Source organism: Paenibacillus intestini (genome assembly GCF_030803945.1).
Taxonomy (GTDB): Bacteria; Bacillota; Bacilli; order Paenibacillales; family Paenibacillaceae; genus Paenibacillus; species Paenibacillus polysaccharolyticus.
Genome location: NZ_JAURUN010000011.1, coordinates 35,361 through 52,599, shown reverse-complemented (window position 1 = coordinate 52,599; position 17,239 = coordinate 35,361). Strand labels below are relative to the sequence as shown.

The window sequence follows — 17,239 nt, the reverse complement described above, 5'->3', positions numbered from 1 at the left end:
ATTTTATGTTATGAAATATGATGTATACAGGTTATTCACCGGTTTCAACTAAAACTACATATTCCTGTTAAAGGGGAGTAGCTTTTACAGTAAAGTCGTCAATTCGGGATCACATCCCCGGCTTTATTGGCAGCATTTTGTTGTTAGCGAGACCTTTACCAAGTTTTTATGCTCGGTAAAGGTCTCTTTTTGTGGTTATAAAAGGATCTTTACCAGCGATGGTAAAGATCCTTTTTTTTGTACATCATAAGCATATTAAGGAGGAGTCAATGTTGGATGCAGCACTGTTATTAGAATATGGGTGGGTACTTTTAGTCCTTGTGGTCCTTGAAGGATTACTGGCAGCAGATAATGCCCTGGTACTCGCAATTATGGTAAAACATTTACCTGAGGAAAAGCGTAAAAAAGCATTGTTTTATGGTTTGATGGGGGCTTTTGTTTTCCGTCTCGGGTCGTTATTCCTTATCTCATTCCTTGTGGATGTGTGGCAGGTTCAAGCGATCGGGGCATTATACCTTCTGTACATTTCGATAAACCATATTGTCAAAAAGATATTGAGTGGTCGAAATAAAACAGACGAGGCAGCTGACGATGCACCAAAAAAACCAAAGAAACAATCTGGATTCTGGATGACTGTATTTAAGGTTGAAGTCGCAGATATTGCTTTTGCAGTAGATTCAATCTTAGCAGCTGTTGCTTTGGCGGTTGCGTTGCCACCAAGCGGCTTGCCGCCAATTGGCGGCTTGGATGGTGGACAGTTCATTGTCATCTTCCTCGGCGGTTTTATCGGGCTCGTTATCATGCGTTTTGCAGCATCGTTTTTCGTGAAATTGCTTCATTCGCGTCCGGGTCTAGAAGTTGCTGCTTTTGTAATCGTAGGTTGGGTAGGGGTTAAGCTGTCCGTAATTACATTGGCGCACCCTTCCTTAGGCGTACTGGATGAGCATTTCCCGGAAAATAAAATATGGAAAATCGGTTTTTATGTTGTACTGATCACGATTGCGGTATGTGGATGGTTCCTTTCATCCAAAGTACCTGAGAAGGAAGATGAGAATCCTGTGGAAGAATTGCAAGAACAGGCTAAACTCTAAGGTCATGATCATGAGAATGTTGTTTGCCTGATGAATATGACAGAAACAGCGGTGAATAACCTAATAAACTGATGAAAAAGAGGAGGATGTCCCCGGACAACCTCCTCTTTTTCATCATTCGTTAGAATATAAGAATGCATTAATTTCCAAGAAAAGGGTTGACATTTGAAAAGATTTGCTATTAATATATACATATCAATGATGAAGGGAGGCCGAGAGACATGACGTTAGGTTATGAATTGAATCTAGGACACAGAAGCATCGACACAATTGTATATCCGGCTCATCGTCTTTTTGGCCTCATACGGTCGACATAAAGAACGGGCATATTGTTTATAGAATACAGCGTGTAGCGCTATAGGCAATGTGTGTTCTTCGCGGTATCCAGCGATGGATAACAGGTGCAAACTCATTTGTGCTGTTATCCGTTATTGTCATGTAGTAGAAGCCATGGACGATCAGTCCATGGCTTTTTTATGTATTTTTTACAAAACAACACGCGGCAAACTATATTTGCTGAACGGAACAGGAAGGAATTACAATCATTTATGAATAACGAAATGAACAATGTTGGAAATTTTAGCAACATGACTGAGGGTTATCGCCATCAAGTGAAATTACCAGCGGGAGAACTTACCGTATATGCGGCACAGCAATTATTTTCTTCTCTGGACTACAAAGTATTCGAGATGGCTAACAATAATTTGCAGATTCCGGATATCTCTTATATGGGTTATACTCCGGACGTGCATGTCGGTGTAGGAACATGTATTGGAACGACGGCGGTCTGGGAGGCACAGAGTGGATATGTATCACCTTCGATCGTGGGTAGTGATATCGGCTGTGGCATGCGAGTTCATCTGACCAATCTGCATAAGGATGATCTGAAAGATGTAAAGCTGCGCCGCAAATTGGTTAAAGCGATCGAAAAAGTGTTACCGATGGAAGACAGCCAGCGAGGCCATTTTTCCGATATAAGATTAGAGCATATTGTGAAAAAAGGACTACACGGACTGCCGAAAAAATATATTCCGGATAGCTATACACCGAAGAAGTCGACTTCACTGACGCATGTGGAGAGCAGTAAGTTTACGTATGACGAGAATGTACTGAATCTTGTTCCGGATATGACCTGGCACCGTTCGCATCGTCAACTGGGGACGCTGGGGGGCGGGAACCATTTTGCGGAGATTCAGGCGATTGAGATTGCTGAGGAAAATCGCGAAGTAGCTGAGGCTTGGGGGCTTTATGATGGACAGATTGCTGTTATGATTCACTCTGGTTCCCGCGCTTGGGGCGGATATGTTAGCCAGACAAGTTCGACAGCGATTGCCAAAGTCATGCAGCGGCTGGGCCTTGGAACTTCCGATCCCCGATTGGTATTTGTCCCGCTGGAGCATGCGGAAGGCCGCCATTACGTCAACATGATGTATTCCGCATTGAATTATGCCGTAGTAAATCGCCATCTCATCGCTTATGCAATCCGGGAAGCATTCCGGGATGTATTCGGGTCAAAATGCGAATTTCGTACACTGTACGACCTGATGCATAACTATGCTTGGGAGGAATCCCATGCAGAGCGTGGTTCGGTGTTTGTACACAGGAAAGGGGCAACACGGGCATTGCCTGCAGGCCACCAGGATAATCCAAAACCTTACATGGCTACAGGCCATCCGGCTCTGATTCCTGGCTCGATGGGGACGGCTTCGTATATTATGGTCGGTCAGCCAGAAGGCTCAGACAACTATTATTCGATATGTCATGGTGCGGGCCGTGTACGGTCACGTACCGCAACGAAACGTTTGGTGACGGTTGAAGATTTTGCTACAGCTCTTGGCGTAGGAACGGCGGACGAGATCGTTGTGAACCAGCGATCCTTGGAATCCATTATTGATGAATCACCTCAGGCGTATAAAAACGTTGATGAAATTATAGATAGTGTTACCGGCGCCGGACTGGCTCAAGTGGTAGCCAAATGTAAACCGCTTGCTGCGGTAAAGGGAGCGAAATGATGAACGATAACGATAAACAGATGAATCCAATGAACGAAACAAAAGCCATCTATTCCTACGACGAACAGCATGATACACGTATCCGGGTTGAAGGATACGCGGTCTATTCGAGACTGATTCGGGGAATTGGTGAGGCACTTCTAAAGCGTTACGGCGTTGAATACAAGTTGTATTCAAGTTCTGATCCGAACAACGAATATTGGGAACTGTTGCGGGAAGACTTGCAGAACGGAAGTGACGAGGTCGAGCTTGTTGCTCGTATCTTTGAGGATCTGGAGCTCCAAACGTTGCATTATGATGATGATGGAGATGTGCCAACATACGGTGTGCATTATTCCATCCGCAACAACGTATTTGCTTATCCCAAATGGGGCGTAGCTTTGGTACGGGTACCTTTTTTCCGAGAGAACGGGATCTATAGTGAAGACTTTGTCTTCGCTGTAGGGGATGAAGAGATGAAGCATTTCCTGGGAAGTGTAAGGGAACGCGAACGTCAGCAAAATATGAAAAAAGTAACGGTTTACACGGATGCCCGCAATGGCAGTGACCGTCATGTAGAGTCCATAACTCGTTCGGTGAGCCGAGAAGATGTAGTTCTCTCCGCACAGATCAAACAGGATATTTTCCGCTCGCTGGATCAGTTCTTTGAAGCGGATCGTTCCTTTTACCGGGACTATGACATCCCTTACAAACGCGGTATTCTGCTCTATGGGCATCCAGGGAACGGAAAAACAACGCTGGTGAAATCGATAGCAGGCAGTATTCCTGGACCGGCAGCTTATTGGCAAATTACGGAGTACACCAACAGCGAGTCTGTGCGTGAAGTTTTTGATGCAGCCAAACGACTGGCACCGATGGTGCTGATCATTGAAGATATCGACTCGATGCCGGATGAAGTTCGTTCCTTTTTCCTGAATACATTGGATGGTGCGACGTCGAAAGAAGGGATTTTCTTGATCGGTACGACAAACTATCCGGAAAAAATCGATCCAGGTCTCATGAACCGTGCCGGACGATTCGACCGGGCCTATGAGATTCCACTGCCTGATGAAGCTTTACGCTTGCAATATTTGCGGCAGCGTGGGTTTAGCGTGTTTGCAGGTGAAGAAGGGACGATCGAAGCGGCCCGCTTGACAGATACGTTCTCGCTTGCCCAACTCGGCGAATTGTATGTCAGCGTTGCGCTGGAGTGGCATCAAAACGGGCGAACCGATATTGTTCAGGTCATTCAGTCCATGCGGGGAGAACTGGACAAAAGTCATAAACATAATTGGCTTGCACAACCGGGCAAGGGTAGGGCTGGATTTTATTGATCTGTTATATGAGTCTTGTTTTCTGATCTAATACGTTGACTGATACCATTCTGATGGACTATAAAGTTTGGAGTATAAATGGTTCTGAGCCATAAATATAAATTCACCTTTACTGGGTATACTAACCTTGTCTTTGGTAACATACAATGACTCTCGGGAGGTACATATCGCAGCCATGTGCTGATGAGATGCCGGAAATTGACACGGCCTGTTGTCATGCCCTCGCAGAGCACCTGTTAGCAGAGAAAGAAGCATTTTGGACAATGGTAATATGCAACAATTTTTATGCCAGTTGTTTAAATGCCTTCGGAGCGGTTAATAGTAGTCAGACGCAACAAAAATTATAAAATAGAGGTGAATGATATGGGTTGGTTATGGTCATTAATTATCGGTGGTATCATTGGTTGGCTCGCAGGTCTGATTGTTGGTCGTGACATCCCAGGCGGTATTATTGGTAATATCGTTGCTGGTTTTATCGGTGGATGGTTAGGTGGAGTCATTCTTGGAGACATGGGTCCTGAGATGGGCGGATTCCACATTGTACCGGCATTGATTGGTGCGATTGTGCTTGTAGCGATTGTCAGCTTGATCTTCCGTTCGATGGGACGCAGCCGCGGGTAAACTAGAGCGAGCGATGTTCCTGATTAAGAAGTTATGGTGCAGCTAAAAGCTGTATGAACCATATCGATATGAATGCTTCCATGCGAAGCTGAATGAAGAGGTTGATGAAGAGCCATTGCGGTGGCTTTCCATCAACCTCTTGTTGTTTTACAATGTAGGAATATGAATGCGTGTCTGAGCTAATGCTTTCATGATATTGTTTTGAATCAGAGGAGTTGAATGGGATGGAAAAAGCAACGTTTGCTGGCGGATGTTTCTGGTGTATGGTTACCCCGTTTGAGGAACAACCAGGCATCCACGGTATCGTATCAGGTTATACAGGTGGCCATGTCGAAAATCCGACCTATGAGCAGGTGAAGACTGGGGAAACAGGGCACGTGGAAGTCGTGGAGATTACATTTGATCCAGATGTATTCCCTTACGAACGCTTATTAGAATTATACTGGCCTCAGATTGACCCCACGGATGATGGAGGACAGTTTCAGGATCGAGGATCACAGTATCGTACCGCCATCTTTGTACACAATGAACGCCAGCAGCAGCTTGCCGAGCAATCCAAACAGGAACTCGCGGCCAGTGGACGGTTCAATCAGCCCATCGTGACCGAGATTCGGGATGCCGTAACTTTTTACCCGGCAGAGGATTACCACCAGGACTATCACAAGAAAAACGAGAAGCATTACAAGGAAGACCGGGCACTGTCCGGTAGGGACGAATTCATTAACGAGAATTGGAAATAAAAGAAGCCGGAGAGCACCGCGAGGAGCTGTTCCGGCTTTTTCTTGACTAAAGCTATGTCAGGTAAGAGCAACATTCATTATTTAGGCGACGACGACTTGAGTGCATACTTAGAAAGAGCTTCACCCTTCATCGAATAGATCACATCATTCATATAAGTGGAGATACTTTCTAATGAAGGAACAGCAGTGCTGACGGTGTACACATGCACGTCTTCCAATGTCTGTGGGTTCAGAATATATCCTGTTTTAGCAAAATCAAGCTGGTATTGCCCGTCTTGTGTTCGGTCCACATGCATGAGCACAGGCTGAGCATCCTTGAACATACGCTCCGTCACTTTGCCTTTCATCGTGTATAACTCAAGCTTTGAGCCGGTGAGCACGGTGTACCCATTGCCCGCTGTTTGAATATACGCATCCCCAGCGATTGCACGCCCCCATGCAAGCTTGCCATCCGAACCAAATCCCATCAACCGATTGCCGGTGGTTTCGAAGTTGGCACGCATCAGGACGGAACCATCATCCAGAATCGCCAGAGCTTCACCGCCGCCATCTCCTTGTGTATTGGCATCAGCCGGGAATTGATAGAAGGACAGACGGTTTAATGAGGTGTCATAGATTTCAACTTTCGGATTGGCAACCGGTTGCCAGAAGTTTCCCGACTTGACCTGTTTGCTCGCATCGACAACAATCCTGCCCTGAGCTGCTTTGAGTACAGTGCCTGCAATTGTTTTTTCGGTCAACAGCTTACCTTTTTGGTCATAAAGAGAAAGGGTAGAACGCACAGAGCCATTGGATTGTACGCCCTGACTTGTAGCGACCAGTAGATTATCGTTATCCATGAGCGAGATGTTTGCTGACGAATTCACGGTTTTCACCCAGTTGGTCTTGCCGGACGTATTAAACGAATATAATTTCTTGCTTTTATCCGAATACTCCATATATACGTAGGCCGTACCGTTGCTTGCATATACAGAATTGGAGTAGGTTGTATAAGGGCCACTTTTCTCATGGAAAATAGTGCTCCACTTGAGCTGTCCTGTTTTGGCATCCAGTGCTTGAAGTGAATCGAGCTGCCAGTCCAGCGTTGTTTTGCTACTGGTTTTGGTTACGGGCTGAGAAGTGTGTACATATACCAGATTTTTAGCAGGTACAGTGTAAATGTTCTTGATCATGACGTCTTTCTCCGTATTAGCCTCATTTAACATGAGGGAGGAGGAGGTCCATGCCGGTTTAGACAAGGATTCTGTGGACGCCGCCGCGTATCCTGTAGTTGTATTCATGTTCAAGAGCAGCATGCCACTGAGCAAAAGGACGGCCCAAGTTGTGGATTTGCGTTTGCGATTCGTATAAGTAGTATGCAAGTGATAAACCACCTTTCGTCTTCGGTAAAATAACACCGATTGTAGAATTCTACCATTGATTTCTAGTGTAATTCAACCGAACACGCTGTAACCTTTTTACACCACGGATGTGATAATGCAATGTTAAAAGAGGTGAAACAGTTACAGGGAATTCATCTTCTTTAGAAGACCTTTAAAGTTTGATATATTTAGGGCTGTAACAAGAGAAATACGAAGTAACGATGACGAGGAGAAGCGGCATGAATTGGAGTGAAAACATCATCTTATGGGTTATCGCAGGCATTGTCCTGTTGTTGCTGTTAACCTGGATGACTCGGCGGATCATTTATCGTGGGCAACGCATACGAAGTGAGGCGAATCCCCAGAAAATCACGATAAAGGATATCGATAAAATGGAGGATGGATCAGAGTTTGAATTATATCTCTTCAATCTGTTCGAGCGACTCGGTTATGAAGAGGTTCACAAAACGACGAGCAGCCGGGATTTCGGTGCAGACCTCGTGTTTGTGGATAGGCTGGGCAGACGCACGGTGGTACAGGCCAAACGCTACGGTGCCAATCATCCTGTTGGTCTTAGCGCGGTGCAAGAGATTTATACCTCCATTCGTTATTATGAGGCGGATCGATCCATTGTACTGACTTCTGCCCGGTACACGGAGGCTTGCCGCACGCTGGCTGCGGTGAATGAGGTAAAACTGCTGGATCGCGAGGACTTGATCGAGCTGATCGCCCTGTTTAAGTCGCGCAGGCTGGACGAAGCGATGGAACTGATCGAAGAGCATGACCACGAACCCATTGAGACGTGGCAGTCTCGGCGCAAGCGATCTTGATGTCAGTAAGGTAAAGGAGAAATTCGGCATATATATTGCGATTGAAAACTACCCATGACGCACATGCATCATGGGTAGTTTTCAATCATTTTCATACGTTCTTCGTATACATTCCGAACCAACTTACTTTACTGGTCCCATCCAGGTTGAGATCGTCTTCTGCTGGTGCGGCAACGGCGGTTTCAGCTTCCCGCTATCGATCAAATGCTTCAAAATATAAGCGACCAGCCGGCCTCCGCCGGTGTTGCCTCTCACCATGTAAGCAAGCTGCGGCTCCAAATGTTTCGGCTGATTTTGCAGGAACAGGTTGAGCATTTTGTCATAGAGCTTGCCGACAGCAGGCGCATACAGAGCGGACAAATCCGGCATTGCCTTGTTCAACCGATCCAACGTTTGCGGAGAGTCAAACCAAACCGCATTGAACTTGTACCCCTCCTTCGTCTTGCGGATGTATCCTTTCTCCAGCAGGAACGAATACTGCTCGGCGTTCTCTTCGTTGTCGGGCAGTTCTCCTTGTTGGAACGCATGACAAATCTCGACATTCCGGTATTCCAGGAAACGCCAATCCGTCTCGCGGTCGCTCCAGTAAGTATTGAATTGCCATAAGTATAAAGGAGTGTCTTCGACGTAGCGGAGCGACGGACCGAAGGTGACGTAACTACCCATATCAAAACCCGGATCGGCATAGTGGCTTCGATCTAACGCCGCATAGGCAATATATTGACCTCCGTCCTTTCGCATTGGTGCGACTGCATCGAAGTTTTCGCCCGCTGGCATGCTCCGCCAGGATTGCTCCTCGATGTTTTTGGGCAGCAAGGTCCAGAGCAGGAAGTTATAGTCGCCGTCCGGAACGTACACTCCGCTATCCTCGACTTGACGGCGAACTTCCATTAACGCGTCAAAATGAACATCGGCCACTTCGGCAGCACAATCTTGCCAAAATGAATGACCGGCTACGGCCAACTCGAAGAGGTCCCAGACGATGGTATTGCTTTGGTATTTGCCGGGAGAGGTTTGGATGAGAAAATTGTAATCAGCCAGGTGCCGGACTTCGCCTTCCAACAAAGACGGCGGCATTCCCAGTTCCTCCGCGATTTGATGTACGGTACGCGCCTTGTGATAAGCCGCATAAACGATATTTTGCGCCAAGGCGCGTCCAAGAAAATCGTTGGTTTCGCCCAGTCTGCCGGCCGAACCCGAATGGCCCATTTCCCCCATGCTGACCGGATTGACACTTAAAGTTCCTGTTGTACGCATACGTTTCATCCCTTTCCGTAACTTCTTTTTAGCCTCGCTCAAATGCCACTTCACCGTGCCTTCAGGAATGTTCAGAGCAATCGCGATATCGCCGATTTTAAGCTCATCGTAGTAGTGCATGACCACGATCCGGCGATGGATGTCGGACAGAAACGCGACTTCTCGGCGCAGCTCCCGTGAAGCTTCGGTTGCCAGTAGCCGGTCAAGCGGCTCCCGGGAAGGGGCGGCAGATAATTCAGACATACCGTTGATTTCAATCACTTGGGGAGCGTGCTCGCGCTTTTTCAACCAATTCACCCAAGTGTATCGAGCAACCGTCCAGACGTAAGCGTCAAGGCTTCTAATGTCTCGCACCCCAGAGAAGGATTTCAACAACTGCAGCATAATCTCCTGAGCCAGATCCTCCGCCTCGGCCCGGTGCTTGACCCGGTTTAACGCATAACCGAAAATCGGTTTGACATAGCTCCGAATCGCTTCCGCGGCTTCTTTTCCGTTATTACTGATTGAATCCATTTTTTCCTCCATATTTGCATCTGTAATTCCTGACAATTATATAGTGTGCCAGGAGAAATAAAGGTTGGGATTATTTTTTTTATAAAATTGGACGTCCTACTGGATTACTCATACATATGTATTTACAAAGATCATAAGTAGGTCACTTCAATGGTTAAAGAGACGTTATGACTTTTTGTTAAACAAGTTTAAGATTACTTAGATGTAAAGGCCTCAATTTTAGTATATAAAGATAGTTCTTTTCCGTTCAACTATGGGAGGTTACAAACTAGGAGCAGGAGCCCAAGTTTTTCTTTGAGTACTTGGAATACTCCTTCGTTCCTTAGTTAACGAGGAGTGGTCTCGATTGTATACGGATATATATGAGTTTGGGCTGGTTGCACCTTCACTTGCAACGTTACACATGATATATTGAACGTAGTTCAACTGAAGGAGTGTGTTCATCATTATGGCACGTACACAGACACAAAAGGCACTACGCAATGCAGAGCGGTCCGGACAATGGACCCCAGAGCAAAGCCGCAGAGTGAATGGAAATTATGGCGCATTATCGCAACATGTTCGCTTGACACCAACCAAGAACGAAAAATTGCAAAAGGTCAAACACAAGAAGCAAATCATCCAGGATGGTGGTGCTTCTTTTTATTTTATCTTCGAGCCGAGTAGGTCAGGAAAAGGTGATGAATGTGTGCGTGGATGTAAGGAGACGTACGGAGACGTACGGAAATAAAAAAAGGAGAAGCATGGAATCTCCTCCTTGGATGCAATATACATTAAACTTATGACTGAACGAGATGAAGTACTTCCACGTTTGGATCCACATCGGCCTCATAATCGACGCCATCGGTTTCGAAACCAAACAGCTGGAAGAACTCGCGGCGGTAACCTTCAAGATCGGACAGGTCGTAGATATTCTCGCTCGTAAGATCGTTCCAGATCTTCGCCACTTCTTCCTGTACGTCTGCTCTCATCTCCCAATCATCGATCCGAATGCGTCCTTGCTCATCTGTTGGCACTTCACCGCCGGCGTACAGACGATCTGCAAACAGCCGTTGCAACTGTTCGATGCATCCTTCATGCAGTCCTTTTTCCTTCATCACTTTATACAATGCGGAAATATATAGTGGCACAACTGGAATAGCCGAGCTGGACTGTGTAACCAGTGCTTTGGCTACGGTAACGTAGGCACGTCCGCCTTTTGCGCTCAGTTGCTCATGCATTTTGCGCGCCGTTGCTTCCAGATGATCTTTCGCTTGACCGATGGAGCCTTCACGATAAATGGCTTGTGTCAGCTCAGGGCCGATGTAAGAGAAGGCAATCGTTGTTGCATTGTCTGCGAGTACGCCGCCTTGCTTCAGTGCATCCATCCACAGTTTCCAGTCTTCTCCGCCCATAACGTTAACCGTCTGACGAATCTCTTCTTCTGTCGCTGTTTCGAGAGTCACTGAAGTGATCTCACCTGTATGGAAATTGACGGTTTTGTTGGTGTACGCTTGTCCAATCGGCTTCAGCACGGAGTTGGACACTTCGCCTGTATTTGGATCGGTACGGCGTGCCGAAGCAACGCTGTATACGACCAGATCCACTTGACCCAATTCGCTGCGAATCAGTTCAACAGCTTTATCACGGGTTTCATTGGCAAAAGCATCGCCGGTGATGCTGTAGGATTTAAGACCTGCGGCATCCGCAGCCTTCTCAAATGCCGCAGAGTTATACCATCCAGCAGAAGCTGTTCGTTTATCCGTAGAGCTGGAGGGACGGTAAATACCAATTGTATTAGCGCCTGCTCCAAAAGCGGAGACGATGCGCGAAGCCAGTCCGTAACCTGTGGACGCGCCGATGACGAGCACATTGCGGGGGCCTTGAATCTCTGGCTTGGATTTTACATAATTAATCTGCTCCTGCACTTGTGCCGCACAGCCGACAGGATGAGAAGTTGTACAAATAAAACCACGTGTTCTTGGTTTAATAATCATTGTTGTGGCACCCTTTCGTGTTCAATTCATGTGTAACATTGGATCGATTCATCATGCTTTTTTCGTACATTGTACGTATACATCCTCCCTATTGTAAAACAATTACGTTCGAAACGGAAACCGTTTTGTCAATTTTACTGGAAGGATAGTACGGGGGTGGCAATTCGGCTTTCATTTTGGGATGATGAGATGATAGACTCGCTATAGAGAAAGAGTAGACTGTCATAATGAAAGGATAGACCTGTTATGCTGAAAGAACGGATCGAGTTTTTGAGCAAACGAAAACAAATCTCACGTAAGGACCTCGTAGAAGGTCTGGTTACGCAGGCGCATTTTGCAAACATCCTGGCAGAGCGTTATCCACTGCCCGAAGATTTGGCCGAGAGTATTGCTGAGCGCTTGGGTGTAAGCTCCTCCTATCTTTTGCGAACAGCAGTGCAGGATGAACAGACACTTGCGAGAGCAGAAGCGATCTTTGTACAAATGTCGGTTCCAGCCTCGGCGATCCCGGAGGAAACGGTACATGCTCTGGATGATCGGGATGATTCGCTTACGGTGGAACTGACGACTGCTCTAATGAAGGCAGTGTATTACCAGCAGTTAAATGACGCCGCTGCGCATGAATATATACATATATCGTATCTGAATTTTTATTTGGAGAAGTATGGCCGCCCGGATGACATACAGCTACCTAGGCCGCTTACGAAGGCTTTGTTATTTTACAAAATCCAATATTACCGATCCAAGCAGGCGTATGTGGACGTGCTCACTCATGTGACAAGACTGAGCGCCCTGACGGAGCCAGGAAGCGAGCTATGGCTGTCGATCCAAAATATCCAGATAGAGGCATACATTCATACCCGGCAGTATGAGGATGCGAAGCGCACATTTGAGCAGACGATGAAACATGTGTATGACCAGCGGTTGTTTCATCGTTTGTCTGGTCTGTATGTGGCATACAGCGGGTATTGCTTTACGATGGGACTGTTGCAGGAAGCTTTGTCCGCATTGTCGATGGCTGAGGCGAATCTGGTTTACGCCGGAAATCAGGGTGACTTGGTAACGGCCATTGCGAACAATCGAATTGTCATGTTGACGATGTCAGGGGAGTTAGATCAGGCACAGGCTGAGATTGAGCGTTTCGAAAGCTTGCTTCAGGGAGAAACGAATGAGACGCAACAGGCGATGAAGCCGTTGCTTTTGGTGTATCGCTGTGAGGTTGCCTCCGCTAGGAAAAGCTGGGGCATGCTGGCGCAAAGTGTGGATCAACTGTTAAGTTGTGCTGTCACAGAGGATCAGCGAATGAATGCGGTTTTTTATCAAAGTCAGCTGGCGCTCGCACACGGAGAACAGGACACCTTTATAACTCAAGCCCTGACTTGTCTGTCGTATTTTGAGTCTGTGCAGCAACCGCTACGCCTGGAATCCCTATATGAAGGATTGGCTGTGGTGAGTGAGGATCAGCGGCGGTACAAAGAGGCGGCAGGTTATTATCGCAAGCTGGTGTATTTGCTACGGAGAACGAAGTAAAGGTTAGGCCGTGAGGCTAGCTGGGGTAGGTAGGTTAAGGCAATGAGACAGGACAAGACAAGCATAAGGTAAAGTAAGAGTAAGAGCAAGACAAGCTTAGAATAGGGCAGGACAGGGAAGTTTATTTCTAGCTATGATGAACGTAAACAAGGATAGCCCTCCATATTGCTGCACTCTTAGGTTAAAATGGAAAGTGACAAAACCACCATTTCAGAGCTATCACTATGAAGTCTACCACAAAATTCATCAGTTTAGATGTATCCAAAGAGAAAATTTCGGTGGCTATCTTGCAGTCCCTTCGTGGCATTGGCTTTCTGACGGCGGTGACGCTGGTTTCGGAAATCGGTTCATTCGCCCGGTTTGCTTCCCCGTCGAAGCTTATGGCTTACTTGGGTCTGGTTCCCTGTGAGCATTCGTCTGGAGCCAGCACTAAACGAGGCTCCATCACGAAAACAGGCAATTGGCGCCTACATCTAACCTTGATTGAATCGGCCTGGAGTTACCGTCATCGACCTGCGATTAAAGGGGATCTGGCGATCCGTTTAGAAGGTCTGTCTGAGGATGTGCAGCAGATTTCATGGAAAGCGCAGAACAGGCTACATGCAAAGTGCCGCCTAATCTTTGGAAAACACAAGCATCCCAATGTAGCGATTGCCGCTGTAGGACGTGACTGATGGGCTTTATTTGTGCGGGTGCCCGAACCATGGAGCGGAACGCAAAGTAAGTAAGTTTGCATTTGTCTAAGACGTTCGTCACAAGGGAATAGGGTAAAACTCGGAGTCTTACGCCCGGGGGTTCATGAAAAGGTTCAGGAGAGAATCTGTGTTGATCGTTTGCACTAGGCTCTGCGTGAGCTGAACGTGCGTTTCTAGCTTACAACCGCTCTCCTTGACGAAGGCATACCATGTGGTGACCAACCCACGGATAGCAGCGTGCCAACCATCGCTCGCATATGGTCCCCCGCGCTTAGGACTTCGACGAAATTGCAGTATTTGTGTGCTGGGCTTGAATAAAACGTTCATAGCAACGATCACAGGCGAGCTTATTTTGCGGTTTTTGAGGGTTTGAGAACTCTAACGATCTCTACAGACGCTATTTCACCTAAAATGCGCATAATGGGGGGCGAAATCGTCACTAAATTGGAGTAAATAAGCTCTCTGGTGATCGTTAGAATTTTTGGCGGACTACGGTGTATTGAATAGCTAGAAGGTAAATACTCAGCCACTGGTAGTGGAGGCCTATCAACACTCGATATAGCTTTGTTCTGTTCTGTTCATTTACTGTTGCATCCATCGCGATAAAATTCAGAAAAAGCTGTCCCCGCCATATACAGACGAAGGGCAGCTTTTGAATTACAGGTAATCTACTATGGCACTTAGATATGAGAGAACGCACAAACCAACTTAGAAAGTCAGTGTACCAATGTACACTGTGAGAAGAAGATTTTACGTGATTCAAATGCTAAATAGTGTGCCGCACCCATAAATTAAAGCTTAAACGTTAACACTGTACGGCGGTAACGAAATGTAGCATGACACCTAAGCTTCCGAATTCTCAGCCAGTTCGGCGATGCGCTTTGCAGGCTCTTTTGTATATTCTCCGCCATGGTAGCAGAGAACTTGATCTACCGTTAGACCGGTCAGCTTCTTCAGACTGCGCAGTGCTTCAGGCATGTCCGGCGTTGCTGGCGGCGCTGGGCCGACCAGTTCATCGTCAACGACGCGCAGTTCATCGGCAGCAAGCAGGAACTGTTGCTCGCAAAAATAAAAACACAGGTGGCCTGGCGTATGTCCTGGTGTATGAATCACCTGTGTTCTGCCTTGGAGCGGAAGGATGTCGCCGTCCGCAAGTGTTCTGCTGATGTTGATCTCAGGCAGTTGCATCAACAATTGATCTGCCAGAGCCAGCACAGGAGCGGGCAACATGGCGCGGCGTTCCGGTGTGAATTTGATCAGAGGTTTTGCACCCGTCAAATAAGGAATTTCATCCGCATGAGCCCAAACTTCAAGTCCTGGAATAGCATCCAGCAGAGCACCCAGATTACCAATATGATCGATATCCTGATGTGTTACAATCACACGTTTAATGTCGGAGAGAGGGACGTTCAACTCTTCGAGTGTAGATTGTAATTCGGCAAATTGGCCAATCATGCCCGTGTCAACCAGAGTGTACCCGTCTTCGTCTTGAAGAAGCACAGGATGAATAGGGCTGTTGCCCGAAGGTGTTGGAATGTTGAGTGTTAGCACTGTGATGGATGGTATAGGTTGGCTCATAAAATATCCGGATATGTGTCCGGAGCACCTCCTTATATGGTTGTATTTTTAAAAAGGTACAGTGAACTCAGCTTGTACCTTGTACATTTTCCCATTATGCATCAAGCAACGATTAAGTAATTAATCACTTAATCACTTACTTACTCCTTATTCTGAACGTTCGGTTCATAGCTCAGATGTTTTCTATATTTTTTTACTGCATGTAAAATGGTTTCAAAGGTGTCCTCTTCATTGCTGCCGTCTTTTACGATCGTTACGAACGAGAAGTTCTCGTGAATTAATCTGTTTCTTGTCTGGAACGCCTGATGGAGCGCTATGCTGCATGGCTCTTTGCCCGCTTTCAAAGCAATATGTTGCTTGCCCAGTTCGGACTCCAGCATCTCCATGTTGGAGCGTGCCCGGTAAGCAGGAGTTTTCATGAGCTGGGTCGAATTAAACTTTTTCTGATACGTCCGTTTGTAAAGCTGTAATAACATCTGTTCCATAATAGAGCATAACTCCACAGTTAACGATGCGTATCTCCGGTTTTTGCGTTTGCGGGTAAGCTCGCTTGACTGTTCTTCGTTCAGCCATTCGTATTCTTCATATATTGAGGAATCGTCATGGTTCAGAATATCGCGATATTCCTGTTCCAGCAGTTTAATCTCAAGCTTGGCGAGTTTCTTGACGTGTTTGAAATCCTCTTGGGTTAGCATACGACTTGTCCTCCCATAGGTACCGAGATGTGAATGGAGCACGATCTTATCATGAATGTTGCTGATTAGGTGATCGCTTCATTATCTCATATTCTGGAACATAATGCCTTAGCGTCAAAATAATTCACCGGAACCTCCGGTTCAGAAGGGAAGGGCATCTCATGTCCATTCAGACAGCCATCGTTACAGGAGCCAACTCAGGGATGGGGCTGGCCACCACCATTGAACTTGCCAAGCAAGGGTACCACGTCATTATGGCCTGCCGCAGCGAAAAGAGAGGACAAGCGGCGCTTGAACAAGCCTTGCGTCAGTCCGGATCGACCAGTATCGAATTGATGCTGTGTGATCTCGGTTCGCTGGACAGCATCCGTCAGTTTGCACTTAAGTATCGCAAGCGCTATGATCACCTGAACGTACTGGTGAATAATGCGGGCGTGGTGATGGTGAAGCGCAAAGAAACGTCGGATGGCTTCGAGCAGAGCATTGGCATTAATCACCTGGGTCACTTCCTGCTTACGTTGCTCCTCATTGAACCACTGAAAGCGGCTAAACAGGGGCGAATTGTAAATGTGTCGTCTGGAGCGTACAAAGCAGGTAAAATTCATTTTGATGATCCGCATTTGCGAAAAGGCTATAATCCGATCAAAAGTTACGCCCAATCCAAGCTGGCTAACGTATTTTTCACCCGGGCGCTTGCTCGTAAGCTCGCGGGAACTTCCGTTACGGCGAACTGTTTACATCCAGGTGCGGTAGGAACCAGCATCGGAGTGGATCGCAACACCGGATTTGGCACCCGCATCATGGCACTTGCAGCCAAGTTGCCGTTTTTCTTGACACCAGAGGAAGGGGCCCGGACTGCAATCTACTTGGCAACAAGTCCAGATGTCACCGGGGTGACTGGGCGATACTTTTATCAGCAGAAGGAGCAGCGCTTGAAAGAGCATGCTTTGGATGATGCGGCTGCCGAGCAGTTATGGACGTGGAGCGAAGAACAGATTGGTTTGCAACCTGACGAGAGGTTATAACC

The 17,239-nt window shown here is 46.9% G+C and carries 15 protein-coding genes; 10 read left to right on the top strand and 5 right to left on the bottom strand.

The genetic code is table 11. The features are described from left to right. Positions 1-272: 272 nt before the first annotated feature. The 5 genes from J2T16_RS23570 (at position 273) to msrA (ending at position 5,777) form a co-directional block, all read left to right on the top strand. Positions 273-1,091: a TerC family protein gene (locus J2T16_RS23570; RefSeq protein WP_090915706.1), complete on the top strand. Its 819-nt coding sequence runs from the start codon at positions 273-275 to the stop codon at positions 1,089-1,091. A 587-nt stretch (positions 1,092-1,678) separates the two neighbouring features. Further along, on the top strand, positions 1,679-3,103 hold the full coding sequence (locus tag J2T16_RS23565; RefSeq protein ID WP_499019386.1) for an RtcB family protein: 1,425 nt from the start codon (positions 1,679-1,681) through the stop codon (positions 3,101-3,103). Next, positions 3,103-4,416, top strand: coding sequence for an AAA family ATPase (locus J2T16_RS23560; RefSeq protein ID WP_373323332.1), 1,314 nt, complete (start codon positions 3,103-3,105; stop codon positions 4,414-4,416). The genes J2T16_RS23565 and J2T16_RS23560 overlap by 1 nt, the downstream gene beginning before the upstream one ends. A gap of 363 nt (positions 4,417-4,779) precedes the next feature. After that, the gene (locus J2T16_RS23555) at positions 4,780-5,037 is read left to right on the top strand and encodes a GlsB/YeaQ/YmgE family stress response membrane protein (RefSeq protein WP_090915436.1); all 258 of its coding nucleotides are present in this window, start codon (positions 4,780-4,782) and stop codon (positions 5,035-5,037) included. Positions 5,038-5,261: 224 nt separating this feature from the next. Next, complete coding sequence (gene msrA, locus J2T16_RS23550; protein ID WP_499019385.1) at positions 5,262-5,777, top strand: peptide-methionine (S)-S-oxide reductase MsrA; 516 nt, start codon at positions 5,262-5,264, stop codon at positions 5,775-5,777. A gap of 77 nt (positions 5,778-5,854) precedes the next feature. Here the strand turns inward: msrA and J2T16_RS23545 are convergent, their stop codons facing one another. After that, complete coding sequence (locus tag J2T16_RS23545) at positions 5,855-7,138, bottom strand: PQQ-binding-like beta-propeller repeat protein (protein WP_336122032.1); 1,284 nt, start codon at positions 7,136-7,138, stop codon at positions 5,855-5,857. Positions 7,139-7,377: 239 nt separating this feature from the next. Here J2T16_RS23545 and J2T16_RS23540 point away from each other — a divergent pair, with 239 nt between their 5' ends. Next, positions 7,378-7,968 carry a restriction endonuclease gene (locus tag J2T16_RS23540; RefSeq protein ID WP_154887605.1) on the top strand — a complete coding sequence of 197 codons (591 nt, stop codon included), beginning with the start codon at positions 7,378-7,380 and terminating at the stop codon, positions 7,966-7,968. A gap of 123 nt (positions 7,969-8,091) precedes the next feature. Here the strand turns inward: J2T16_RS23540 and J2T16_RS23535 are convergent, their stop codons facing one another. Next, on the bottom strand, positions 8,092-9,738 hold the full coding sequence (locus tag J2T16_RS23535; RefSeq protein WP_499019384.1) for an RNA polymerase sigma factor: 1,647 nt from the start codon (positions 9,736-9,738) through the stop codon (positions 8,092-8,094). Positions 9,739-10,186: 448 nt separating this feature from the next. Here J2T16_RS23535 and brfA point away from each other — a divergent pair, with 448 nt between their 5' ends. Further along, positions 10,187-10,468 (top strand): ribosome rescue factor BrfA, encoded by a 282-nt coding sequence (gene brfA, locus J2T16_RS23530; protein WP_499019383.1) that lies wholly within the window; start codon positions 10,187-10,189, stop codon positions 10,466-10,468. 49 nt (positions 10,469-10,517) lie between these two features. Here brfA and fabV read toward each other — a convergent pair whose 3' ends face one another. Then, positions 10,518-11,714, bottom strand: coding sequence for an enoyl-ACP reductase FabV (fabV, locus tag J2T16_RS23525; RefSeq protein WP_336122034.1), 1,197 nt, complete (start codon positions 11,712-11,714; stop codon positions 10,518-10,520). Between the two features lie 246 nt (positions 11,715-11,960). Between fabV and J2T16_RS23520 the strand changes: the two genes are divergently transcribed. Together J2T16_RS23520 and J2T16_RS23515 are read left to right on the top strand one after the other, a co-directional pair. After that, entirely contained in the window at positions 11,961-13,244 is a 1,284-nt protein-coding gene (locus J2T16_RS23520; RefSeq protein WP_221787265.1) for an XRE family transcriptional regulator, read from the top strand. A 224-nt stretch (positions 13,245-13,468) separates the two neighbouring features. Further along, positions 13,469-13,918: a transposase gene (locus J2T16_RS23515; RefSeq protein ID WP_221787262.1), complete on the top strand. Its 450-nt coding sequence runs from the start codon at positions 13,469-13,471 to the stop codon at positions 13,916-13,918. A gap of 864 nt (positions 13,919-14,782) precedes the next feature. On the opposite strand, the gene J2T16_RS23510 is transcribed toward J2T16_RS23515, so the two are convergent. Continuing rightward, entirely contained in the window at positions 14,783-15,517 is a 735-nt protein-coding gene (locus tag J2T16_RS23510; RefSeq protein ID WP_336122035.1) for an MBL fold metallo-hydrolase, read from the bottom strand. A gap of 140 nt (positions 15,518-15,657) precedes the next feature. After that, the gene (locus J2T16_RS23505) at positions 15,658-16,212 is read right to left on the bottom strand and encodes a hypothetical protein (protein WP_336122036.1); all 555 of its coding nucleotides are present in this window, start codon (positions 16,210-16,212) and stop codon (positions 15,658-15,660) included. A 161-nt stretch (positions 16,213-16,373) separates the two neighbouring features. Between J2T16_RS23505 and J2T16_RS23500 the strand changes: the two genes are divergently transcribed. Then, positions 16,374-17,237: an SDR family oxidoreductase gene (locus J2T16_RS23500; protein ID WP_499019382.1), complete on the top strand. Its 864-nt coding sequence runs from the start codon at positions 16,374-16,376 to the stop codon at positions 17,235-17,237. Positions 17,238-17,239 lie beyond the last annotated feature (2 nt).